Here is a 21,233-nt window from a genome sequence, read left to right on the forward strand (position 1 = left end):
TCATCGTCGCCCGCTCGACATAATCTGTCGCTTCGTCGTCATAAGCTGTCGCGCCTCTGTAAATTATCCTGCATGACCGGTAGACTTGACGGCTTTCCGTAGAACCCCGTGGAGTGATGGCATGGCGGACGTAAACAAGGTCGTTCTGGCGTATTCCGGCGGCCTGGACACTTCGGTGATCCTCAAGTGGCTGCAGGATACTTATAACTGTGAAGTGGTGACCTTTACCGCTGACCTGGGTCAGGGCGAAGAGGTCGAGCCGGCTCGCGCCAAGGCTCAGGCCATGGGCGTAAAAGAAATCTACATCGACGATCTGCGCGAAGAATTCGTGCGTGACTTCGTATTCCCGATGTTCCGCGCCAACACCGTTTACGAAGGCGAGTACCTGCTGGGTACTTCCATCGCTCGTCCGTTGATCGCCAAACGCCTGATCGAAATCGCCAACGAAACCGGCGCTGACGCCATTTCCCACGGTGCCACCGGCAAGGGTAACGACCAGGTTCGTTTCGAACTGGGCGCTTATGCCTTGAAGCCAGGTGTGAAAGTGATCGCTCCGTGGCGCGAATGGGACCTGCTCTCCCGTGAAAAGCTGATGGATTACGCTGAAAAGCACGCGATCCCGATCGAGCGTCATGGCAAGAAAAAATCCCCGTACTCGATGGATGCCAACCTGCTGCACATCTCCTATGAAGGCGGCGTGCTGGAAGACACCTGGACCGAGCACGAAGAAGACATGTGGAAATGGACCGTCTCCCCGGAGAAGGCTCCTGACAAGGCGCAATACCTCGAACTGACTTACCGTAACGGCGACATCGTTGCACTGGACGGCGTCGAAATGACTCCAGCCACCGTGCTGGCGACCCTGAACCGTATCGGTGGCGAACACGGTATCGGCCGTCTCGACATCGTCGAGAACCGTTACGTGGGCATGAAGTCCCGTGGCTGCTACGAAACCCCGGGCGGCACCATCATGCTGCGCGCCCACCGTGCGATCGAGTCGATCACGCTGGACCGCGAAGTGGCTCACCTCAAAGACGAGCTGATGCCTAAATACGCCAGCCTGATCTACACCGGTTACTGGTGGAGCCCTGAGCGTCTGATGCTGCAACAGATGATCGATGCGTCCCAGGCTCACGTGAACGGCGTCGTGCGCCTGAAGCTGTACAAGGGCAACGTGATCGTCACTGGCCGCAAGTCCGACGAATCGTTGTTCGATGCCAACATCGCGACGTTCGAGGAAGATGGCGGCGCCTACAACCAGGCCGACGCGGCGGGCTTCATCAAGCTCAATGCGCTGCGCATGCGTATCGCGGCAAACAAAGGTCGCAAGCTGTTCTGAGATCTTTGACACGCTGATGGAATGTGTGGCCTTGTCCAGGACAAGGCCACACATTTGAAAATAGGGATTTTCTGTCTGACATTGCGATTCAACATTCTTGTTGTTTTAAATACCTTCCTGTCCGCTCCCATTGATCCTAAAGAGCTACTGCCTGCTGTGTATCAGCCCGGCAATATTGATCAATGACCGTCACGTCATGTGAACTCAAATTGTAAGCAATGCAAAACGTTGCGCTGCTGCGTTTTTTTGCGTTTCTGCAAAACTTGAGTGCGCTTTCTTTCAGTAACGTCTCCGATTCGCCAACAACGAGAAACACGACAACGTGTGCCGGATTCCCCATGGGCTGGCGAAGCTGTTCCAGAAGGGCGCGGAACTGATTTTTTTTGTTCATCCACCGCGCATCAATGATGTGCAGGTCCTTGAGTGACTCGGGCAGCCGAATAGGGTACTGAACCGAAAGACTTGGCTGTAAGCCGATCTCGTCGGGTGGATCTTGCGCGTTACCTGAACGCTCTGCGTTATCCATCACCTTTATGAAGTGCTTTCCCTTTTCAAAATCGGAAGGCGCATAAAGCGATCGATAATTGAAGTTAAGGGTGGCGAAGAAAAGAAACAGCAAATAAAAGGGAAAACTGATTAAAAACCAGATGTAAATCTCTTTGTTTTCGTCATCTAGGAAGGGCAGAGAGATGGCTGCTGATGTTTCAGACAGTGTTGCGAATATCGCGATGACTGTCATGGGGTTGGTGATTCGTTGTTTGAGTTTTACCATGTTTTTTACTCATATTAGTTTGTCTTTTCTCATTGGGTTGGTGGGTGATTGTTGGTGTGTGAAGTTGCTATCGTAACGGTGGTTTTATAATTCGGATATATCTGTTTTGTCATTCATTTGTTATTAACTGACTTTTGGTGTAAGGCTTTGTGTTTGATGTTTCTGGTATAAGTGGCAGGCCGAGAAATATCAATTACCCTACAAGGGTAGACCAATCGTTGGCGTGTGTCGGATCATCTTGGTCAACGGTTGTTGTGTGGAGCGCTGGTTGTAAGTCGAAACAAAAAACTGTTGAATACTGAAATATCATGAGACAGATAAAGTTTCTGGTGCGCCGTGTTTCAAGATTTTTTGTAAGATTATTCCGCGTTGTTTGTAGGGAATGTCTCTCGGTGTGGGTGACTGGGGGGAGCGGCATGCCATGGGTGAAACGACTAGGCTATTGTGCGGGCTCTAAAAATTCGAACAGCGAAAATTGGACTTGCCCATGAATAAAGTGCTGATCGTGGATGATCACCCCGTCATTCGTCTTGCGGTACGTATGCTGATGGAACGTCATGGCTACGAAGTCATTGCAGAAACAGATAATGGCGTGGATGCATTGCAACTAGCTCGTGAACATATGCCGGATATTGTCATCCTGGATATTGGAATACCTAAACTGGATGGGTTGGAAGTCATTGCACGTCTGGCATCGGCAGCGATGCCAATGAAAGTACTGATATTGACTTCACAGGCTCCCGGGCATTTTTCGATGCGTTGCATGCAATCCGGTGCTGCCGGATATGTTTGCAAACAACAGGATCTCACTGAGTTGCTCAGTGCAATAAAGGCTGTATTGTCGGGCTACAGTTACTTTCCCAATCAAGCCTTGCATACCGTGCGCTCCAGTCTGGGGAATGCCAGTGAAGCCGATATGGTGGATCGTCTTTCGGGGCGGGAGATGATGGTCTTGCAGCAGCTGGCCCGTGGCAAGACCAACAAGGAAATTGCCGATGGAATGTTCCTAAGCAATAAAACCGTCAGTACTTACAAGACGCGGCTGTTGTTGAAACTCAATGCGCGGTCCCTGGTTGACCTGATCGAACTGGCTCAACGCAATGGGTTGGTATGACTGGGCCAGTGCTTGACGGGGCGTAAAGAGTGGGCGTTTTCAAGGTTTCGCACCTAGTAAAAAGCCTCCGTTTCGGGAGGCTTTCAGGTGTCATAGGTCAAAATCGTAATCGGCCAATTGCTTTTGCAGTCGGCGCTCCTCCAGCAGATTATCGATGGTGCGGCGTTTGCTCAGGTTGGTCTTTGCCACTTCAACCACCGGTTCCGCGTCATCGGCCTCAACGGGTGTGAAGTCGTCTTCTACGTCCAATTGCTCTTTGCCAGTGCTCATAAGGTTAACTCCAGGCTAAGACTGCCTTTGGCGCTCCTTATATCGATAATCGCCTCGCGGGTAAAAAAGATTTTTTCAATCGATAAATCAAAAAACCTAATAGCGCCTCAATCGTCCGAAGTCTTGTGCTTGTATTCGCACAGGTCTTCTATCCGGCAACTGCCGCAGCGAGGCTTGCGAGCCAGGCAAACGTAACGCCCATGAAGAATCAGCCAGTGATGGGAATCGAGCAGATATTCCTTCGGCACGAACTTCATCAGTTTTTTCTCGACCTCGACCACATTCTTGCCGGGAGCGATGCCGGTACGATTGCTGACCCGGAAAATATGCGTGTCCACGGCCATGGTCAGTTGGCGGAAAGCAGTATTGAGCACCACGTTGGCAGTCTTGCGGCCGACACCGGGCAACGCTTCCAGCTCTTCACGGGTCTGCGGCACTTCCCCGCCATGGCGTTCCACCAGCAAGCGGCAGGTTTCGATTACATTTTTTGCCTTGCTGTTGAACAGGCCGATGGTCTTGATGTACTCGGACAGACCTTCCACGCCCAGCGCGTAAATCGCCTGTGGCGTATTGGCCACCGGGTAGAGTTTGGCGGTGGCTTTATTGACGCCGACATCGGTCGATTGTGCTGAGAGAATCACCGAGATCAGCAATTCGAATGGCGAGGAGTAGGCCAGTTCGGTCTTCGGCTCCGGATTGTCTTCATGCAGCCTGCGGAAAATTTCCAGACGTTTTGCGGCATTCATGGGCAGTGCGTTTCCTCGGAAGCGATCAATGTGAGGGAGTCGGGCGGGGCCAGGCTTGCCAGGCGGCGATCAGCAAGCCCAGCAGAATGAAGCCGCCAGGTGCCAACGTGGCCAGGCGCAAGCCTGCGTCGCCGAGGAGCTCGCGCAGCAGGCCCAGGCCGACCATCAGCGCGCCGAACAGGACACACAGGCGCAGGCGCTCACGCCATGCACTCTGGAAAAAACCGGTATGTTCCAACACGACGCACTGCAAAGCGATCAGTGCTGCATAAAAACCCGAATGCTGGTGCCATTGAAGTGACCAGACCTGCGCGGCGAGTTCTGCACAACCGGTCAGCGTGGCCGCCAGCAGGACGCCTGCGAACAAGCGGGACGCCGGGATCAGTCGGGATCGCACGGCAGCCATGCTCGCACCAAACGCACTGATCACCACGATGAACATCAACCACACACCCAGTGCGGTCACTAATGAGTCAGTGGCGCCGATCAGCGGCGCGAGCATCAGTGAGTTCTGTAAATTTGCGGACTTATTCATGGAGGCCGCTCCCGATCAGCTGACGCGAGTGTTCATCGAAGTAGCGCAGAGCATCGTGGATAGCATTGATCACGGCTCTGGAGGTAATGGTCGCGCCAGCGATTTGATCAAATTGACCCTGATCTTTTTTCAACGCCCAACCGCTGTCGGCGGGTTCATTCAAGGATTTGCCAGTGAACGCCTGAAACCAGGTGTTGGGCCAGTCGGCGATACGCGCACCCAACCCCGGGGTTTCCGATTGTTTCAGGGTCTTGACCCCCAGCAACTTGCCGTTCGCGTCAATGGCGATCAGCAGATCGATGGCGCCCGCATACCCGATCGTCTGGCTGCGCAGCAGGACCGCAACGGGTTGGCCGGCCTTGGTTGCGAGGTAGCCGCCCAGCAAGGTGCTGTTGGTCAATGCCGTGCTGCCGAGGTGCAGCGGCTGCTCCAGCGGTTGATTGTCGTAACTGTCGGAGGGCAGCAAATCGAGCAGGTTGCGGCTGTCGATCCGTCGCTGTTCGGCTGCGATACGTGGCGCGCTGCTGTACTGCACAAGGTAGGTTGCGCCAATCCCCAGGCCTGCCAGCAACAGCAAAATCACAGCGCTCGACGTTCGGCTCATGGCGAAATCGGCTCCTGCCTGGACGCGACAAACCGCTCCAGCGCCGGCACGCAAAGATTCATCAACAACACTGCAAACGCAACGCCGTCCGGATAGCCGCCCCAGGTGCGAATCAGGTAAGTCAGCAGTCCCACGCCCGCACCGAACAGCAGTCGGGCGCCTGGGATTTTTGCGCCGGACACCGGCTCCGTGACGATAAAGAATGCGCCCAGCATGCTCGCGCCCGTGAGCAGATGAAACAGGGGGGAACCATGGGAGTCGGAGCCCGAGCCGTTCCAGCACAGCAGGCTGATGACGAACAGGCTGGCAAGCATGCCCACCGGCGCATGCCAGCTGAACACCTGCCGTTGCAGCAGAAACAAACCGCCCGCCAGAAATGCCAGGTTGACCCATTCCACGCCGCGCGCGCCGAAGTGGCCGAACGCCGGATTGCTGGCGAAGAGTTCGTCCATGGTCAGGCTTTTGTTGATTCGCAAGCTGTCCAGCGCCGTGGCCTGAACCCACGCATCCGGTGTCTGGCTGAGGCTGAAACCGAACACTTGCTGCAGACCACCGAGCAGGTCCATGCCGTGGGACGAAGGCCAGTGAGTCATTGGTTGGGGAAAGGTCACCAGCACCAAAGCGAAACCGAGCATCGCCGGGTTGAACGGGTTTTTCCCCACACCGCCATACAGTTGTTTGCCGAGCAGTGCGAATGCCGCGGCGCAGACCGTCAGCCACCATGGGCAATACGGCGGCAACGCCAGGGCCAGCAGCGTCGCACTGACCAGCGCGCTGCCATCGCTCAAGGTCGGTTTGATCTGGCGTTTGCGCAGCCACAACACGGCCGCTTCAACGGCCAGCGCGGTAACGCCGGCCAGGATCAAATTGATCAACACGCCCCAGCCATACAACCAGAACAGCACCAGCATCCCCGGCACGGTGGCCAGCAACACCAGCTTCATGGCCTGCTGAAGGCGCTCGTCGACCGATTCAAGGGGCGACATAGGCATCCACCTGGCGCTCGGCTTCTTGCAGGCGAGCGCGCGCCTTGTCCATTACCTCGGCGGGGGTGTCAGTGCGACGTTCGAGTTTGCTGACATCCGCGCGAGCGTAGGCCAATTCGGTTTTCAGCTGTCGAAGCTGGCTGTCGATGGGGCGTTTTTCGATACGTGCCAGGTCAGGTAAAGGCTGCGCGCTTGCAGTTTCTGCCGCGTGCAGGGCTTTTTCAGCGTCGCCGAGTGCGCGCTCCAGGGCTTCGATCTGCTCGGCTGGGGCGTCACTAGTTTGCGCTTTCTTGAGTTCGGCGCGGCGCATGGCCAACTGTATTTTCGCCCGCTTCAGCTCCGCGTCCTTCACTGGCGCCGCAGGTGCAGCGGCGGGTGGTGCGCTGTTTTCCAACTGCGCCAAGGCGTGTTCAGCGGCGTCGAATTGCTGTTGCAGGACGATCAGTTGCGACTGCTGTTCGAAGGTCGGCGGATGACCGAACGCCTTGAGCGATTTGTTCAGTTGCGCGCGGCTCATCGCGAGATCGATTTTGGCTTTCTTCAACGCCGCATCGGCATTGGCCGCTTTCTGCGCACGAACTCTCTCCAGTGCGGCTTGAACCGGGTCGAGCGTTGTCACTTCACTGTGCTGCTGTTGCGCAGCGCGATGTGCCCGGGCCTGACGCTCGGCGAGTTTCTGTTCTTCTTCGCGGTGCAAGCGGGCGTTGCGCTGTTCAAAGCGACGCCGGGCGTGATTGCGTTTGGCGGTACGCGCCTGTTGTTCTTCAGGGCTGACCGCCAGGCCTCCGACAATCGGCAACACCGTGGCCAGCGGCAACGGCCGCATTTCGATGCAGTCCACCGGGCAAGGAGCCACGCAAAGGTCGCAACCGGTGCATTCGTCAATGATCACCGTGTGCATCAATTTCGCTGCGCCGACGATGGCGTCTACCGGGCACGCCTGAATGCACTTGGTGCAACCGATGCACTCGGCTTCGCGGATGTAGGCGATTTGCGCCGGGGCCGAGCCGCGACTGACGTCCAGCTCCAGCACCGGCACTTTCAGCAATTGAGCCAAGGCTGCAATGGTTTCGCTGCCGCCGGGCGGGCACTTGTTGATCGGCTCGCCGCTGGCGATGCCTTCTGCGTACGGCTTGCATCCGGGATGACCACATTTGCCGCACTGGGTCTGCGGCAAGAGGGCGTCGATGCGTTGAATCAGACTCATGTTTTGATCAGTCCGCTGAAACCGAGAAAAGCCACTGCGATCAGTCCGGCGCCGATCAGGTCGATCGGCAGGCCGCGAAAGGGCAGGGGAACATCGTTATCGAGGGTGCGCTGGCGCAAGTCGCTGAACAGACTCAGCACCAGCCAGAACCCCAGCCCGGCGCCGAGGCTCAGGGCTGTGGCGTGGAAAAATCCGTGGTTTTCCTGGGCGTTGATCAGCGCCAGACCGAGCACGCCGGCATTGCCGAGCAGCAGGGGCCAGAGCCCTTCGAACGAAAGCGTCGAAAACACCTTTGCCAGCAACTTCAGCAGTGGTGTGATCAACAACACGCTCAGCGGCAGAAACGCGAACAAGCGCAGCGAAGTCAGCTCCAGCGGCGCCAGCAGCCAGTAATAGAGTGCGTAGCCGAGCATTCCGACGATCAGCATCAGGCACGTCGTCGCAATGCCCAGCGCATGCACCTGACGGCGCTCGCTGCCCAGCAGCGGATCGACGCCCAGCGGCCAGTGCAACACGACGTTGTTGATCAGGGCAGCGCTGATAAGCGTAAGAAGCATCTCGGTCATGATCGTGCCGGAAGAAAGAAGCCTTGCTAACAAGGTTAGGCATTATCCGGCAAGGAAGGAGGGGGGGCCAGATATGAAAATCCCACAGTCGCGTCGGGCACGACTGTGGGATCGGTTTGCCGCAGGATCTTACTTGATACGTTGACCTGGCTTGGCACCGCTGTCGGGGCTGAGCAGGTAGATTTCTTCACCGCCAGGACCGGCCGCCATCACCATGCCTTCGGAGATGCCGAACTTCATTTTCCGTGGCTTGAGGTTGGCGATCATCATGGTCAGGCGACCATCGAGCTTGGACGGATCCGGGTAAGCGCTCTTGATCCCGGAGAACACGTTGCGTTGCTCGTCCCCGATGTCGAGGGTCAGGCGCAGCAGCTTGTCGGCGCCTTCCACGGCTTCGGCCTTGACGATCAGCGCAACGCGCAGGTCGACGGCGGCAAACGCATCGAATTCGATCTCTGGCGACAGCGGATCCTTCGCCAGTTCGCCGTTGCCGGCAGGTGCAGCTTCGCCGGTGTCGGTCTGGCTGGCGGTAAGGTCTTCTTTCGAAGCGTCGGTCATGGCTTGCACTTTCACCGGGTCGATGCGGGTCATCAGCGGCTTGAACTCGTTCAACTGATGGTTGCTGAGCAGGGTTGCGTGATCGTTCCAGGTCAGCGGCGCGACGTTGAGGAACGCCTCGGCATCGGCGGCCAGCAGTGGCAATACCGGCTTGAGGAAGATCACCAGTTGGCGGAACAGGTTGATGCCCAGCGCGCAGATCGCCTGGACTTCATCGTGCTTGCCTTCCTGCTTGTTCAGCGACCAAGGCGCCTTGTCGGCGATCCAGGCGTTGGCGCGGTCGGCCAGGCCCATGATTTCGCGCATGGCACGGGCAAAGTCGCGAGCCTCGTAGGCTTCGGCAATGCTTGGCGCTGCGGCGAGGAAGGCTTCGGTCAGTTCCGGCGCGGCGTTACCGGCCACCAGCACGCCGGCGTTGCCTTTGTGGATGAAACCGGCGCAGCGGCTGGCGATGTTGACGACTTTGCCGACGAGGTCGGAGTTGACCTTCTGCACGAAGTCTTCGAGGTTCAGGTCGAGGTCGTCGACGCCGCGTCCCAGTTTGGCCGCGTAGTAATAACGCAGGTATTCCGGCGACAGGTGATCCAGGTAGGTCCGGGCCTTGATGAAGGTGCCGCGGGACTTGGACATTTTCTGACCATTGACGGTCAGGTAGCCGTGCACGTTGATGCCGGTCGGTTTACGGAAACCGGCGCCTTCGAGCATCGCTGGCCAGAAGAGGGCGTGGAAGTTGACGATGTCCTTGCCGATGAAGTGGTACAGCTCGGCGGTGGAATCCTTGCCCCAGAACGCATCGAAATCCAGCTCCGGCGTGCGGTTGCACAGGTTCTTGAAGCTGGCCATGTAACCGATTGGCGCGTCCAGCCAGACGTAGAAGTACTTGCCCGGCTCGCCTGGGATTTCGAAACCGAAGTACGGCGCATCGCGGGAGATGTCCCACTGTTGCAGGCCGGCATCCAGCCATTCGGCGATCTTGTTCGCGACGGCGTCTTGCAACGTGCCGCTGCGGGTCCAGGTTTGCAGCATTTCCTGGAAGTCCGGCAGTTTGAAGAAGAAGTGCTGGGAATCCTTGAGCACCGGGGTGGCGCCAGAGATGGCCGACTTCGGATCCTTCAGGTCAGTCGGTGCGTAGGTTGCACCGCATTTCTCGCAGTTGTCGCCGTACTGGTCTTCGGTGCCGCATTTCGGGCAGGTGCCCTTGATGAAGCGGTCGGCCAGGAACATTTTCTTTTCCGGGTCGAAATACTGCGTGATCGAGCGCGTGGCGATGTGCCCTGCGTCGCGCAGCTTTAGGTAGATCTGGCTCGACAGCTCACGGTTTTCTTCGGCGTGAGTGGAGTGGAAGTTGTCGAAGTCCACCAGGAACTCGGCAAAGTCGGCGCTGTGTTCAGCCTGGACGTTGGCGATCAGTTGTTCCGGGGTGATGCCTTCCTTTTCCGCGCGCAGCATGATCGCCGAACCGTGGGCGTCGTCGGCGCAGACATAAATGCATTGGTTGCCGCGGTGCTTCTGGAAGCGCACCCACATATCGGTCTGGATGTATTCCAGCATGTGGCCAAGATGGATCGAACCATTGGCATAGGGCAGGGCGCTGGTGACGAGGATCTTGCGTGGCTCGGACATGGGGCTCGGCTACTTGATGAAACGGAGGTCGGCCACTATAAAGCGCCGGCGCATATTTTTCACCCCGTGCGCCTGTTTCATTGGATGACTGACGTGGATTCATGCGATGCGCCGCGTTCCTGTAGGAGCCCGGCTTGCCGGCGATGGCGCCTTCAAGTCAGCTATCGCCGGCAAGCCGGCTCCTACAGATCTTTTCGGCATGCCGCCAAACGATCAGAACAGGTACGATACCCGCCTGATTTTCCAGTCTTGCTATCGGAGTTGCCCATGAGCGCCGTCAATCGCGCAGCGGTGGAAGCCGTCCTTCGCCAATACACCGACCCTTACCTGAACCAGGACCCGGTCAGCGCCGGGTGCGTGCGCAACATCGACATCCAGGGTGATCGCGTCAGCGTCCAGCTGGAGTTGGGTTACGCCGCCGGCCTGTTCAAAAGTGGCTGGGCGCAGATGCTGCAGATGGCCATCGAAGGCCTCGACGGCGTCACCAGCGCCCGCGTTGATATCACCAGTGTGATCGCTGCACACAAGGCTCAGGCACAGATCCCGGGCCTGGCCAACGTCAAGAACGTCGTGGCCGTGGCGTCCGGCAAGGGCGGCGTGGGCAAGTCCACCACCGCCGCCAACCTCGCGTTGGCCCTGGCCCGCGAAGGCGCGAAGGTGGGGATTCTGGATGCGGACATTTACGGTCCGAGCCAGGGCATCATGTTCGGCATTCCCGAAGGCACCCGACCAAAGGTCAAGGATCAGAAGTGGTTCGTGCCGATTGAGTCCCATGGCGTCGAAGTGATGTCCATGGCGTTTTTGACCGACGACAACACGCCGATGGTCTGGCGCGGGCCGATGGTCTCTGGTGCTCTGTTGCAACTGGTGACACAAACCGCCTGGGGCGATCTGGATTACCTGGTCATCGACATGCCGCCTGGCACCGGCGACATCCAGCTGACTCTGGCGCAGAAAGTCCCGGTGGCCGGTGCTGTCATCGTCACCACCCCACAAGACCTGGCGTTGCTGGACGCGCGCAAAGGTGTGGAGATGTTCCGCAAGGTCAACATTCCGGTGCTGGGCGTGGTGGAAAACATGGCGGTGCACATCTGCTCGAACTGCGGGCATGCCGAGCATCTGTTCGGTGAGGGCGGTGGGGTGAAGCTGGCCAATCAGTACGGCGTCGAACTGTTGGCGTCGTTGCCGCTGGCGATGGCCATTCGTGAACAGGCCGATGGCGGCAAGCCAACGGTGATCGCCGAGCCGGACAGCCAGATTGCGATGGTTTACCAGGAACTCGCCCGCCATGTCGGCGCGCGGATCGTGTTGCAGGAAGCGGCGACCCCGGCGATGCCGAACATCACCATCAGCGACGATTAATCGCGATCCAATTGTGGGAGCGAGCCTGCTCGCGATGGCGGATTAACATTCAACAGATGCGTTGACTGGCACACCGTTATCGCGAGCAGGCTCGCTCCCACATTGGTTTTGCGGTGTTGGTCAGATCCGCAACCCGCCATCCATTTCCAGGATCCGGCCGGTGTAGTAGTCGTTCTCGAAAATGTACGCCGCCGAATGCGCGATCTCTTCCGGCTTGCCCATGCGCTTGAGCGGAATCCCGGACGTCATTTTCTCCAGCGCTTCAGGCTTCATGCCCAGCGTCATCTCGGTCTCGATAAAGCCCGGTGCAATGCCCGCAACGCGGATGCCGTAACGCGCCAATTCCTTTGCCCACGTGACGGTCGCCGCCGCAACCCCGGCCTTGGCTGCCGAGTAGTTGGTCTGGCCGACGTTGCCGGCGCGGGAGATCGACGAGATGTTGATGATCGCGCCGCTATTCTTCAGCTCTACCATTTTCGCCGCGACTTCGCGGGTGCACAGGAACACGCCGGTCAGGTTGACGTCGATGACCGCTTGCCATTGGGCCAGGCTCATCTTGGTCATCTCGCCATCCTTGACCTTCAACAGCAGCCCGTCACGCAGGATCCCGGCGTTGTTGATCAGCCCATGGATCGCGCCGAAATCTTCGGCCACCTGAGCGACCATGTGCGTCACTTGCTCTTCATTCGCGACATTGCACAGGTAGGCGCGGGCCTCGACGCCCTTGGCCTTGCACGCGGCAACGGCGTCATCGAGCTTTTCCTGGTTCAGGTCAACCAGCGCAAGCTTCGCGCCTTTGGCGGCGAAATACTCGGCCATCGAACGGCCTAAACCCTGGCAACCGCCAGTGATAATGATTACTTTGTCAGTGAGTTGCATTCGCGTGCCCCAGTTGCAGGTTGGAGTGGTCTTCCTTCTAGAGAGCCTCTCGATCTGCACCTGATGTGGCCTGGCTGCACATGAGAACTGCCCCGATGGCGGACTGGAACTTTCTGCAGTCGCCTGTCCGTTTTTTCGACGGATTCTATATAAGGAGTCATAAATTGAGCGTTGAAGCGGCCAAGAATGCCCGAGAATTGCTTCTCAAGGAATACCGCGGAGTGCTGTCGACGCACTCCAAGGCGATGCCCGGTTTCCCGTTTGGCTCCGTGGTTCCTTACTGTCTGGACGAGCAGGGCCGGCCGCTGATCCTGATCAGCCGCATCGCCCAGCACACGCATAATCTGCAGAAAGACCCGAAGTGTTCGCTGTTCGTCGGTGAGCGCGGGGCCGAAGACGTGCAAGCCGTCGGCCGCCTGACATACCTCGCCGAAGCAGAAAAACTCGAGGACGCGGCTGCGATTGAAGCGGCAGCCGAGCGCTACTACCGTTACTTCCCGGATTCGCAGAATTACCACAAGGCCCACGATTTCGATTTCTGGGTGCTTAAACCCGTGCGTCACCGTTACATCGGTGGCTTCGGCGCGATTCATTGGGTCGATCAACTGACGTTGGCCAATCCGTTCGCCGGCAAGGCCGAGGTGAGCATGGTCGAGCACATGAACGCCGATCACGCCAAAGCCATCGCCCACTACGTCGAACTGGCGGGGCTGCCGAAAACCGAGCCGGCGCAATTGGCCGGGATCGACACTGAAGGCATGCACCTGCGCATTGGTCAGGCGCTGTACTGGCTACCGTTTCAAGCCCCGTGTAATACGCCGACACAAGTTCGGGAGGCCTTGGTTTTCCTGGCTCACGCCGAACATTGGCCGAAAAATGAAGTGGCCGGTGCTTGAATTCACGAAAGGGCGACGTCATCTAGGGAAGACTGGCAAGGCATTCTTGCGTTGAGGAACCATTTGATGCGCCCTTTTTTATTGCTCTTTGTACTGTTTCCGGTGTTGGAGCTGTTCGTATTCGTCAAGGTCAGCGGTGCGATCGGGTTTTTCCCGGCGCTGCTGCTGGTCATTCTCGGCTCGATGCTCGGCGTGTTCGTGCTGCGCATCGCCGGCCTGGCAACTGCGCTGCGTGCGCGTGAAAGCCTGAACCGCGGCGAACTGCCAGCCCAGACCATGCTCGAAGGCCTGATGTTGGCCCTGGCCGGTGGTCTGTTGATTCTGCCGGGCTTCGTCACCGACGTGCTGGGCCTGATCATGCTGCTGCCGATCTCGCGTCGACTGCTGGCCAATAAAATGCGCCAGCGCGCCGAAGAGGCGGCGATCCGTCAGCGTGCGTTCGCCGATGATCTTCAGCCGCGTGGCGGTCCTGCCCCGCGCGAGCCGTTGGGCCGAGAGCCGAACGTGATCGAAGGCGAGTTCGAACACCGCGATTCCAAGTAAATCGTTTCACCTGCACGGCACCTTCGGGTGCCGTGTTCGTTTTCGGGGCATCAACGTAAAAAATTTCGATCCCCGCCCTTGTAATAAGCTTATGCGCCCTTATGTAACGGTCACCGCAAGGTTTCTGGCAATCACGCCAGACAGACTTCCGCGGTTCGCTTGACGAACCGCACCCGGCACCGCCGGATTTGTTAAACCCGCCGGGACTACACCGGCCGATGAAAACCACAATTAGGAGAGATCGACAATGAAGCTTCGTCCTCTGCATGACCGCGTCGTCATCCGTCGCAGCGAAGAAGAAAAGAAAACCGCTGGCGGTATCGTCCTGCCAGGTTCGGCTGCTGAAAAAGCCAACAGCGGCGAAGTGCTCGCTGTAGGTACCGGCCGCGTGCTGGACAACGGTGAAGTGCGTGCGCTGGCCGTGAAAGTGGGTGACAAGGTTGTGTTCGGCCCGTACTCCGGCAGCAACACCGTGAAAGTCGACGGCGAAGACCTGCTGGTAATGGCTGAGAACGAGATTCTCGCTGTTATCGAAGGCTGATTCCCCGCTCATTTTCCCGCTACTACAAAGTATTTAAGGAATATCGATCATGGCTGCTAAAGAAGTTAAATTCGGCGACTCCGCCCGCAAGAAAATGCTCGCCGGTGTAAACGTCCTGGCTGACGCAGTAAAAGCGACCCTGGGCCCTAAAGGCCGTAACGTGATCATCGAGAAGAGCTTCGGCGCTCCGACCATCACCAAGGACGGCGTGTCCGTTGCCAAAGAAATCGAGCTGAAAGATCGCTTCGAAAACATGGGCGCGCAGCTGGTCAAAGACGTTGCCTCCCGTGCCAACGATGACGCAGGCGACGGCACCACCACCGCTACCGTTCTGGCTCAATCGATCGTCAACGAAGGCCTGAAAGCCGTCGCTGCCGGCATGAACCCGATGGACCTCAAGCGCGGTATCGACAAAGCGACCATCGCTATCGTCAAAGAGCTGAAAGCCCTGTCCAAGCCATGCGCTGACACCAAGGCAATCGCTCAGGTCGGCACCATCTCGGCCAACTCCGACAACTCCATCGGCGACATCATTGCCGAAGCCATGGAAAAAGTCGGTAAAGAAGGCGTGATCACCGTTGAAGAAGGCTCGGGCCTGGAAAACGAACTGTCGGTTGTTGAAGGCATGCAGTTCGACCGTGGCTACCTGTCCCCGTACTTCGTCAACAAGCCAGAGACCATGACTGCCGAGCTGGACGGTCCGCTGATCCTGCTGGTCGACAAAAAGATCTCGAACATCCGCGAAATGCTGCCAGTACTGGAAGCCGTTGCCAAAGCCGGCCGTCCACTGCTGATCGTGGCCGAAGACGTTGAAGGCGAAGCCCTGGCGACTCTGGTTGTGAACAACATGCGTGGCATCGTCAAAGTCGCAGCCGTCAAGGCTCCAGGCTTCGGCGACCGTCGCAAGGCCATGCTGCAGGACATCGCTGTTCTGACTGGCGGTACCGTTATCTCCGAAGAGATCGGTCTGAGCCTGGAAAGCACTACCCTGGAACACCTGGGTAATGCCAAGCGCGTGATCCTGTCGAAAGAAAACACCACCGTGATCGACGGTGCCGGCGTTGAGGCTGACATCCAGGCTCGCGTTCTGCAGATCCGTCAGCAAGTGGCCGACACTTCGTCCGACTACGACCGTGAAAAACTGCAAGAGCGTCTGGCCAAGCTGTCCGGCGGCGTTGCAGTGATCAAGGTTGGCGCTGGTTCCGAAGTTGAAATGAAAGAGAAGAAAGCCCGCGTTGAAGACGCCCTGCACGCTACCCGTGCAGCCGTTGAAGAAGGCGTGGTACCTGGCGGCGGCGTGGCACTGGTTCGCGCTCTGCAGGCTATCTCCGAGCTGAAAGGCGACAACGATGACCAGAACGTTGGCATCCAGTTGCTGCGTCGCGCTGTAGAAGCTCCACTGCGTCAGATCGTTGCCAACTCCGGCGACGAGCCAAGCGTAGTTGTGGACAAGGTCAAGCAGGGTTCGGGTAACTACGGTTACAACGCTGCCACCGGCGAATACGGCGACATGATCGAAATGGGTATCCTGGACCCGGCCAAAGTGACTCGTTCGGCTCTGCAAGCGGCTTCGTCGATTGCCAGCCTGATGATCACCACCGAAGCCATGATCGCCGAGATCAAGGAAGACGCACCAGCTGGCGGCGGCATGCCAGACATGGGCGGTATGGGCGGCATGGGCGGCATGATGTAAGCCAGCCTTACCCCGTACGAAAAAACCCCGCCTGCGAAAGCAGGCGGGGTTTTTTATTGCCTAGATTTGGTATGTCGGGAGACCGAGTCGCGGCCTTCGCGGGCAAGCCTCGCTCCTACAAGGATCACGCTGAACCTGTAGGAGCGTGGCTTGCCCGCGAAGGCGTCAGATCAGACGCTGACAGGTTCTGCCTTGGTTACTCGATCAGCCTTCAACGCCGGTCGATAAAGGATGTAGTAATACGACCCCAGACAAATCAGCCAGCAGAAAATCGCTGTCCACACGTTGTGCGAGAAAAAATGCGCGCCCTGCAGCATCCGGCCGATGGAAAAAACCGTGCCCAGCGCAAACGCGAACACCAGCGCCTTGCGCGCCAGACGCGGACGTCGGTCGCGCAGCACGAAAAACAGCGCAAACAACGTGAAACCGGTGGCGGCATGACCACCCGGCCAGCAACGGCCGGGTTTTTCGGTCGGTGGGCGCGGGCTGAGCAGTTCACTGTAGGTTTCATGACCGCCGAATTGCTCCAGGCTCCATGGGCATTGAACTGCGGTCACCGCTTTGACGGGCGTGACAAAAGAGGTCGCCAGGCCAAGGGACAGCACCAGGCAGCCCAGTTCCCGTTTGAACGGTTTGAGCCGGTCGATGAAAAAGGCGCCGATGAAGCCGAAGATGGCCAACACCGAAAACGCGATGACCACTTGTTTGGCGCGGTCATGCAGGATGTTTTCGAGGAAGTAACTGTGCCGTCCGATGAAATCCCCCGCGGCCGGGTCATAGAACATCCTCGCCAGGTCCATGTCCACGGACGTCAGTTCGAGCAGCACCAGAATGATCGCCGTAACGGCGGGCACACCCAGGCACACCCAGAAGTTCAGAGGGCGAGAGGCGGGGCGGGCAGTGGTCGAAACCATGGCAGTTCCTTGGTCGGTTAAATGTTCTTGAGAGCGCAGCCGCGCGGAGTTTGGGCCTGTTTCTGTCGCGGCTGTGTGAACCGATAGTGAAAAAATCGTCAACGTCACACCGGGTTAATCAATGGGTTTGACCACTGCACACAGTTCTGGCTCTGCGCCACGCCAGGCCTTAAGCTGCGCGGGCCAAGACGGCCGTTACTGTGTACGGAGGAGGTGCCCATGCGAATTCTATTGGTTGAAGACAACCGCGATATCCTGGCCAATCTGGCCGATTACCTGGGGCTCAAAGGCTACACCGTGGATTGCGCGCAGGACGGTTTGTCTGGCCTGCACCTGGCGGCCACCGAGCACTACGACTTGATCGTGCTCGACATCATGTTGCCCGGCATCGACGGCTATACCTTGTGCAAACGCCTGCGCGAAGACGCTCGTCGTGACACCCCGGTGATCATGCTGACTGCTCGCGATCAACTGGACGACCGGCTGCAAGGCTTCAAGTCCGGGGCCGATGATTACCTGATCAAGCCTTTCGCCCTGTCTGAACTGGCCGCGCGGATCGAAGCAGTGATGCGCCGGGCACAGGGCGGCGGTCGTCGTACCTTGCAAGTCGGCGATCTGAGCTACGACCTCGATACCCTGGAAGTCACCCGCGAAGGGCGCTTGCTGAAACTCAACCCGGTCGGCCTGAAACTGTTGGCCGTGCTGATGCAGAAAAGTCCGCACGTCTTGCGCCGGGAAATTCTCGAAGAGGCCCTGTGGGGCGATGACTGCCCGGACAGCGACAGCCTGCGCAGCCACGTCCACCAATTGCGTCAGGTGATCGACAAGCCGTTCGCCAAGCCGTTGCTGCAAACCGTACACGGTGTGGGTTATCGCTTGGCCGAGGGCCGTGATGGAGTTTAAACAGAGCCTTGCTCAACGGATCATCATCGCCTTTGCGCTGATGAGCGCATTGGTGGCAGGCGCCTTCGCCATGGGCATTGTGGCAACCGTGCACCTGGTGGAAGAAAAACTGATTTCGGCAGGTCTGGGTGGCGATCTGCAACGTCTGTTGTTGATGGACAGTGTCTCTGACTGGAGCCATCGCCCCGAACCAGACCAGCTGTTCTACTTCAGCGGCGGGCCGGGCGATTTCGACTTGCCCAAGGATTTGCGACATCTGGAGCCGGGTTTTCACGAGGTGTTCCGGGAGCAGCTGTCGTATCACGCGATGGTCGAAGTCGTCGACGGCCGGCATTATGTGCTGCTGCAAGACCAGAGTGATTTCGAAGAGCGCGAGCGGGTGCTGTTCGCGGTGGTGTTGGTGGGCTTCGTCTTGAGCCTTGCGTTGGCGGTGTTCCTCGGCTGGGTCCTCGCGCGCAAAGTGATGGCGCCGGTGGTGCGCCTCGCTCGGCAGGTGCGTCACCGCGATCAGCTCCTGGGGCTGGCGCCCCCGTTGGCACCGGACTACGCCGCTGATGAAGTGGGCGAGCTGGCGGTAGCCTTCGACGCCACCCTCGGGCGCTTGCGGCAGGCATTGACCCGGGAGCGATTGTTCACCAGTGACGTCAGCCACGAATTGCGCACGCCGTTGATGGTGCTGGCCAGTTCCTGTGAACTGTTGCTGGAAAACCCCGGCATCGACCAGCGGGGGCGGGCTCAGGTTGAACGAATCGCCCGCGCCTGCGAAGAGATGCGTGAGCTGGTGCAAACCTTCCTGATGCTGGCCCGCGCCCAACATGAAGACGCCAGCATGGCGCCGCAACAGTCCTTGAGCCAGGTCGCCGGCGGGCTGCTCAATTTATGGCGAGAACCGATCGAGGCAAAAGGGCTGTCGCTGATATTTGAACCGGGCAATCCGGCCAGCACTTGCTACAACGCAACCCTGTTGCACGCAGTCATGGGTAACCTGCTGCGTAACGCGCTGCATTACACCGAACAGGGCTTCATCCGTTTGACGCTGACGACCGCCGGTTTCACGGTCGAGGACAGCGGTGTGGGCATTCCCGAGGAAAAACGCGAGGCGATGTTCGAGCCGTTCGTGCGTGGCAACGAGAAACGCGGTGAAGGCCTGGGGCTGGGCCTGTCGCTGGTGCAGCGGATCTGCGAGAACCAGGGGTGGAATGTCAGCCTGACGAATATGGAGCCCAATGGCTGTCGTTTTCAGGTGACGCTGAGTCAGCGCGATAGTTGATTTCGTTGGTGGCCCTCGGCCACTGCCGTCAACCTGTAAAACCTCGAAATAAATCGGGGTTTTACACCACGATTTTTTCACGAAGGCATGACCTGGCGCTGACACACCATTCCTTAGGGTAGTGGTCATCAGAAACGCAGGAGCCCTTCGTGATGGCTGGCCCGATCAAACTTGATTTTTCCGAAAAATACGACGATCAACACGCTCAGAAATACCTGCGCAAACATCAGGACGGACTCGGTCGTCGACTGTCCCATTGGCGTGACGAGCAACTGGCGCGCAAGGCTTTGACACTGGCCGGTGAACCTGGTCTGGTTCTCGATTTACCCTGCGGTGCCGGGCGCTTCTGGCCACTACTGGCGGAAAAAGCCAATCGGGTGATTATCGGTGCGGACAACTCCGAGTCCATGCTGAAGATCGCTTTGAAGGCGCAACCGGCCGATGTGGTGAAACGGGTACAACCCTTGCACACATCTGCGTTCGACATTGCCTTGCCTGATAACGCCGTCGACAGCATTTTTTGTATGCGCTTGCTGCACCACATCGGTGAAGCCGAGCATCGACTGGCCATTCTGCGTGAGTTCGAACGCGTCACGCGTGACAGTGTGATTCTTTCGTTGTGGGTAGACGGCAACTTCAAAGCCTGGAAACGCAGGCGGCTTGAAAAAACACGTGGGCATCTCGGTTACCAAAACCGATTTGTGTTACCGGCTGCTACGGTCGAAAAGGAGTTCGAGCAGGCGGGTTTTCGAATCCAGGAACAACTGGACTTTCTACCGCTCTATGCCATGTGGCGGGTTTATGTATTACGCAAGAGGTAACTCAATGGCAGTGCAGTGTGCAGCAGAAACGGACGTCGCTTCCCAGGATCGCTTTGACTATTTCTGGAATCAGCGCGGTGAATGGGTTGAAGAACCCAACGTCCGTCGCGGCGGCGAAAGTGGCGTGCAGCGTATCAAGAGCAGCAGTGGACAACTGCTCTACGTCAAGCGTCAGACCGGACATACCTATCGGAGTTGGCTGCATCCATTCGGTCGGCCGACGGTGTTGCGTGAGCGAGATGCGCTCATGGGCATGCGCCTGATCGACGTGCGTGTTCCGGAAATCGTTTTCTGCGGTGCGCAGCATGACCCGGTTCACAAGTGGCGCGCATTGCTGGTGACCAAGGCACTGGACGGTTTCGAAGAAATCGAACACTGGTATGCAGGTGGTGGTCGCGAGCGCCATGGCGAGGCGGTGCATGACCGGATCCTGAAGGATCTGGCCGAGAATCTGGCCCGCATGCACAAGGGCCGCTGGCAGCACGGCTGCCTCTATATGAAGCACGTATTCGTACGCGTCACTGGTGAGGGCGAGGCCGCCAGCGTCGAGATTGCCATGCTCGATCTGGAGAAGAGCCGGAAACGTTTGACCGCCCGTCGCGCCGCTACCCATGACATGCGGCAACTGCGCCGCCACTCGTCGTTCAGCGACACGGACTGGAAAAATCTCGTCTACCTTTATGAGACGGCGTTTGGCAGCGCTATCAAAGGTTTATAGCAATGAAACTCGAAATTGCTAGAGGTTTGTTCCTGATAGGAGCCTTGGCAGTTGCTTCACTGGCGGTGGCGGCTTGGGAGCAGCCCCGCACGCAGGTCCTCGGTTCAGTGAACGGGGACGCGCGTTGTCCGATGCCGCGGGTTGCGAAGGCGACCGTTGCAACCCAACCCGATCATGATTTATTACTGTTCATGTTCGGACTTTCTCAAGGACTGAGGCCGCAGAGTTGACCAGATTGAAGCCCAAATAAAAGGCCTCGCAAAATGCGAGGCCTTTTTCATTTCCGTGTCAATTCACGCAACCCCTGTAGGAGCCGGCTTGCTGGCGATGGTGGGTCAGCCACGGTGATGTCGACTGACACACCATCGCCAGC

Annotated in this window: 23 protein-coding genes; 12 read left to right on the plus strand and 11 right to left on the minus strand. The window is 58.2% G+C overall.

Translation table 11 applies throughout. The features are described from left to right. Positions 1–121: 121 nt before the first annotated feature. A complete protein-coding gene (locus tag KGB24_RS18720; RefSeq protein WP_008032151.1) occupies positions 122–1,339 on the plus strand; it encodes an argininosuccinate synthase in 1,218 nt (405 codons plus the stop codon). A gap of 136 nt (positions 1,340–1,475) precedes the next feature. On the opposite strand, the gene KGB24_RS18725 is transcribed toward KGB24_RS18720, so the two are convergent. Then, complete coding sequence (locus KGB24_RS18725) at positions 1,476–2,111, minus strand: hypothetical protein (RefSeq protein WP_008032150.1); 636 nt, start codon at positions 2,109–2,111, stop codon at positions 1,476–1,478. Positions 2,112–2,598: 487 nt separating this feature from the next. On the opposite strand from KGB24_RS18725, the gene KGB24_RS18730 reads away from it, so the two are divergent. After that, positions 2,599–3,225 carry a response regulator transcription factor gene (locus tag KGB24_RS18730; protein WP_008032148.1) on the plus strand — a complete coding sequence of 209 codons (627 nt, stop codon included), beginning with the start codon at positions 2,599–2,601 and terminating at the stop codon, positions 3,223–3,225. A 90-nt stretch (positions 3,226–3,315) separates the two neighbouring features. Here the strand turns inward: KGB24_RS18730 and KGB24_RS18735 are convergent, their stop codons facing one another. The 8 genes from KGB24_RS18735 to metG all read right to left on the minus strand — a co-directional run bounded on the left by KGB24_RS18735 (position 3,316) and on the right by metG (position 10,320). After that, a complete protein-coding gene (locus KGB24_RS18735) occupies positions 3,316–3,495 on the minus strand; it encodes a PA3496 family putative envelope integrity protein (RefSeq protein WP_007898493.1) in 180 nt (59 codons plus the stop codon). 107 nt (positions 3,496–3,602) lie between these two features. Then, positions 3,603–4,241 (minus strand): endonuclease III, encoded by a 639-nt coding sequence (gene nth / locus KGB24_RS18740; protein WP_008032146.1) that lies wholly within the window; start codon positions 4,239–4,241, stop codon positions 3,603–3,605. Positions 4,242–4,266: 25 nt separating this feature from the next. Beyond that, positions 4,267–4,776 (minus strand): Rnf-Nqr domain containing protein, encoded by a 510-nt coding sequence (locus KGB24_RS18745; protein ID WP_223415704.1) that lies wholly within the window; start codon positions 4,774–4,776, stop codon positions 4,267–4,269. Next, positions 4,769–5,380: an RnfABCDGE type electron transport complex subunit G gene (locus tag KGB24_RS18750; RefSeq protein WP_223415703.1), complete on the minus strand. Its 612-nt coding sequence runs from the start codon at positions 5,378–5,380 to the stop codon at positions 4,769–4,771. The genes KGB24_RS18745 and KGB24_RS18750 overlap by 8 nt, the downstream gene beginning before the upstream one ends. Further along, complete coding sequence (locus KGB24_RS18755; RefSeq protein WP_223415702.1) at positions 5,377–6,366, minus strand: RnfABCDGE type electron transport complex subunit D; 990 nt, start codon at positions 6,364–6,366, stop codon at positions 5,377–5,379. Before KGB24_RS18755 ends, KGB24_RS18750 begins: the two co-directional genes overlap by 4 nt. After that, entirely contained in the window at positions 6,353–7,573 is a 1,221-nt protein-coding gene (gene rsxB, locus KGB24_RS18760) for an electron transport complex subunit RsxB (protein ID WP_223415701.1), read from the minus strand. Before rsxB ends, KGB24_RS18755 begins: the two co-directional genes overlap by 14 nt. Beyond that, a complete protein-coding gene (locus tag KGB24_RS18765; RefSeq protein ID WP_223415700.1) occupies positions 7,570–8,139 on the minus strand; it encodes an electron transport complex protein RnfA in 570 nt (189 codons plus the stop codon). Before KGB24_RS18765 ends, rsxB begins: the two co-directional genes overlap by 4 nt. A gap of 129 nt (positions 8,140–8,268) precedes the next feature. Further along, positions 8,269–10,320 (minus strand): methionine--tRNA ligase, encoded by a 2,052-nt coding sequence (gene metG, locus KGB24_RS18770; RefSeq protein ID WP_207285853.1) that lies wholly within the window; start codon positions 10,318–10,320, stop codon positions 8,269–8,271. Positions 10,321–10,587: 267 nt separating this feature from the next. Here metG and apbC point away from each other — a divergent pair, with 267 nt between their 5' ends. After that, positions 10,588–11,682 carry an iron-sulfur cluster carrier protein ApbC gene (gene apbC / locus KGB24_RS18775; RefSeq protein WP_223415699.1) on the plus strand — a complete coding sequence of 365 codons (1,095 nt, stop codon included), beginning with the start codon at positions 10,588–10,590 and terminating at the stop codon, positions 11,680–11,682. Between the two features lie 120 nt (positions 11,683–11,802). Here apbC and KGB24_RS18780 read toward each other — a convergent pair whose 3' ends face one another. After that, entirely contained in the window at positions 11,803–12,561 is a 759-nt protein-coding gene (locus KGB24_RS18780) for an SDR family oxidoreductase (protein ID WP_223415698.1), read from the minus strand. 164 nt (positions 12,562–12,725) lie between these two features. Between KGB24_RS18780 and KGB24_RS18785 the strand changes: the two genes are divergently transcribed. The 4 genes from KGB24_RS18785 to groL all read left to right on the plus strand — a co-directional run bounded on the left by KGB24_RS18785 (position 12,726) and on the right by groL (position 16,234). Further along, positions 12,726–13,457 (plus strand): HugZ family protein, encoded by a 732-nt coding sequence (locus KGB24_RS18785; protein WP_223415697.1) that lies wholly within the window; start codon positions 12,726–12,728, stop codon positions 13,455–13,457. Between the two features lie 66 nt (positions 13,458–13,523). Further along, a complete protein-coding gene (locus KGB24_RS18790) occupies positions 13,524–14,000 on the plus strand; it encodes an FxsA family protein (protein ID WP_008032127.1) in 477 nt (158 codons plus the stop codon). Positions 14,001–14,247: 247 nt separating this feature from the next. Further along, a complete protein-coding gene (locus KGB24_RS18795) occupies positions 14,248–14,541 on the plus strand; it encodes a co-chaperone GroES (protein WP_008032125.1) in 294 nt (97 codons plus the stop codon). Positions 14,542–14,590: 49 nt separating this feature from the next. After that, the gene (groL, locus tag KGB24_RS18800) at positions 14,591–16,234 is read left to right on the plus strand and encodes a chaperonin GroEL (protein ID WP_008032122.1); all 1,644 of its coding nucleotides are present in this window, start codon (positions 14,591–14,593) and stop codon (positions 16,232–16,234) included. Positions 16,235–16,404: 170 nt separating this feature from the next. On the opposite strand, the gene KGB24_RS18805 is transcribed toward groL, so the two are convergent. Continuing rightward, entirely contained in the window at positions 16,405–17,148 is a 744-nt protein-coding gene (locus KGB24_RS18805) for a phosphatase PAP2 family protein (protein ID WP_223415696.1), read from the minus strand. A 219-nt stretch (positions 17,149–17,367) separates the two neighbouring features. On the opposite strand from KGB24_RS18805, the gene colR reads away from it, so the two are divergent. From colR to KGB24_RS18830, 5 genes are all read left to right on the plus strand, one after another. Continuing rightward, entirely contained in the window at positions 17,368–18,051 is a 684-nt protein-coding gene (gene colR, locus KGB24_RS18810) for a two-component system response regulator ColR (protein WP_008032118.1), read from the plus strand. Further along, positions 18,041–19,321, plus strand: coding sequence for a sensor histidine kinase (locus KGB24_RS18815; RefSeq protein WP_008032115.1), 1,281 nt, complete (start codon positions 18,041–18,043; stop codon positions 19,319–19,321). Before colR ends, KGB24_RS18815 begins: the two co-directional genes overlap by 11 nt. Positions 19,322–19,473: 152 nt before the next feature. Beyond that, positions 19,474–20,142 (plus strand): class I SAM-dependent methyltransferase, encoded by a 669-nt coding sequence (locus KGB24_RS18820; RefSeq protein ID WP_223415695.1) that lies wholly within the window; start codon positions 19,474–19,476, stop codon positions 20,140–20,142. A gap of 4 nt (positions 20,143–20,146) precedes the next feature. Then, the gene (locus KGB24_RS18825) at positions 20,147–20,860 is read left to right on the plus strand and encodes a lipopolysaccharide kinase InaA family protein (protein WP_008032110.1); all 714 of its coding nucleotides are present in this window, start codon (positions 20,147–20,149) and stop codon (positions 20,858–20,860) included. Between the two features lie 2 nt (positions 20,861–20,862). Further along, positions 20,863–21,090: a hypothetical protein gene (locus tag KGB24_RS18830; RefSeq protein ID WP_032828991.1), complete on the plus strand. Its 228-nt coding sequence runs from the start codon at positions 20,863–20,865 to the stop codon at positions 21,088–21,090. Positions 21,091–21,233: the final 143 nt, after the last annotated feature.

Source organism: Pseudomonas sp. BF-RE-25 (assembly GCF_019956105.1).
Taxonomy (GTDB): Bacteria; Pseudomonadota; Gammaproteobacteria; order Pseudomonadales; family Pseudomonadaceae; genus Aquipseudomonas; species Aquipseudomonas migulae.

What these genes read in the sequence shown, in the direction of transcription:
- KGB24_RS18820 (WP_223415695.1), top strand. Translation starts at nt 19,474, where the DNA reads ATGGCTGGCCCGATCAAACTTGATTTTTCCGAAAAATACGACGATCAA.
- KGB24_RS18815 (WP_008032115.1), top strand. Translation starts at nt 18,041, where the DNA reads ATGGAGTTTAAACAGAGCCTTGCTCAACGGATCATCATCGCCTTTGCG.
- apbC (WP_223415699.1), top strand. Translation starts at nt 10,588, where the DNA reads ATGAGCGCCGTCAATCGCGCAGCGGTGGAAGCCGTCCTTCGCCAATAC.
- KGB24_RS18765 (WP_223415700.1), bottom strand. Translation starts at nt 8,139, where the DNA reads ATGACCGAGATGCTTCTTACGCTTATCAGCGCTGCCCTGATCAACAAC.
- KGB24_RS18830 (WP_032828991.1), top strand. Translation starts at nt 20,863, where the DNA reads ATGAAACTCGAAATTGCTAGAGGTTTGTTCCTGATAGGAGCCTTGGCA.
- metG (WP_207285853.1), bottom strand. Translation starts at nt 10,320, where the DNA reads ATGTCCGAGCCACGCAAGATCCTCGTCACCAGCGCCCTGCCCTATGCC.
- KGB24_RS18780 (WP_223415698.1), bottom strand. Translation starts at nt 12,561, where the DNA reads ATGCAACTCACTGACAAAGTAATCATTATCACTGGCGGTTGCCAGGGT.
- KGB24_RS18720 (WP_008032151.1), top strand. Translation starts at nt 122, where the DNA reads ATGGCGGACGTAAACAAGGTCGTTCTGGCGTATTCCGGCGGCCTGGAC.
- KGB24_RS18735 (WP_007898493.1), bottom strand. Translation starts at nt 3,495, where the DNA reads ATGAGCACTGGCAAAGAGCAATTGGACGTAGAAGACGACTTCACACCC.
- rsxB (WP_223415701.1), bottom strand. Translation starts at nt 7,573, where the DNA reads ATGAGTCTGATTCAACGCATCGACGCCCTCTTGCCGCAGACCCAGTGC.
- KGB24_RS18730 (WP_008032148.1), top strand. Translation starts at nt 2,599, where the DNA reads ATGAATAAAGTGCTGATCGTGGATGATCACCCCGTCATTCGTCTTGCG.
- KGB24_RS18825 (WP_008032110.1), top strand. Translation starts at nt 20,147, where the DNA reads ATGGCAGTGCAGTGTGCAGCAGAAACGGACGTCGCTTCCCAGGATCGC.
- KGB24_RS18755 (WP_223415702.1), bottom strand. Translation starts at nt 6,366, where the DNA reads ATGTCGCCCCTTGAATCGGTCGACGAGCGCCTTCAGCAGGCCATGAAG.
- groL (WP_008032122.1), top strand. Translation starts at nt 14,591, where the DNA reads ATGGCTGCTAAAGAAGTTAAATTCGGCGACTCCGCCCGCAAGAAAATG.
- KGB24_RS18750 (WP_223415703.1), bottom strand. Translation starts at nt 5,380, where the DNA reads ATGAGCCGAACGTCGAGCGCTGTGATTTTGCTGTTGCTGGCAGGCCTG.
- KGB24_RS18795 (WP_008032125.1), top strand. Translation starts at nt 14,248, where the DNA reads ATGAAGCTTCGTCCTCTGCATGACCGCGTCGTCATCCGTCGCAGCGAA.
- colR (WP_008032118.1), top strand. Translation starts at nt 17,368, where the DNA reads ATGCGAATTCTATTGGTTGAAGACAACCGCGATATCCTGGCCAATCTG.
- KGB24_RS18805 (WP_223415696.1), bottom strand. Translation starts at nt 17,148, where the DNA reads ATGGTTTCGACCACTGCCCGCCCCGCCTCTCGCCCTCTGAACTTCTGG.
- KGB24_RS18745 (WP_223415704.1), bottom strand. Translation starts at nt 4,776, where the DNA reads ATGAATAAGTCCGCAAATTTACAGAACTCACTGATGCTCGCGCCGCTG.
- KGB24_RS18790 (WP_008032127.1), top strand. Translation starts at nt 13,524, where the DNA reads ATGCGCCCTTTTTTATTGCTCTTTGTACTGTTTCCGGTGTTGGAGCTG.
- KGB24_RS18725 (WP_008032150.1), bottom strand. Translation starts at nt 2,111, where the DNA reads ATGGTAAAACTCAAACAACGAATCACCAACCCCATGACAGTCATCGCG.
- nth (WP_008032146.1), bottom strand. Translation starts at nt 4,241, where the DNA reads ATGAATGCCGCAAAACGTCTGGAAATTTTCCGCAGGCTGCATGAAGAC.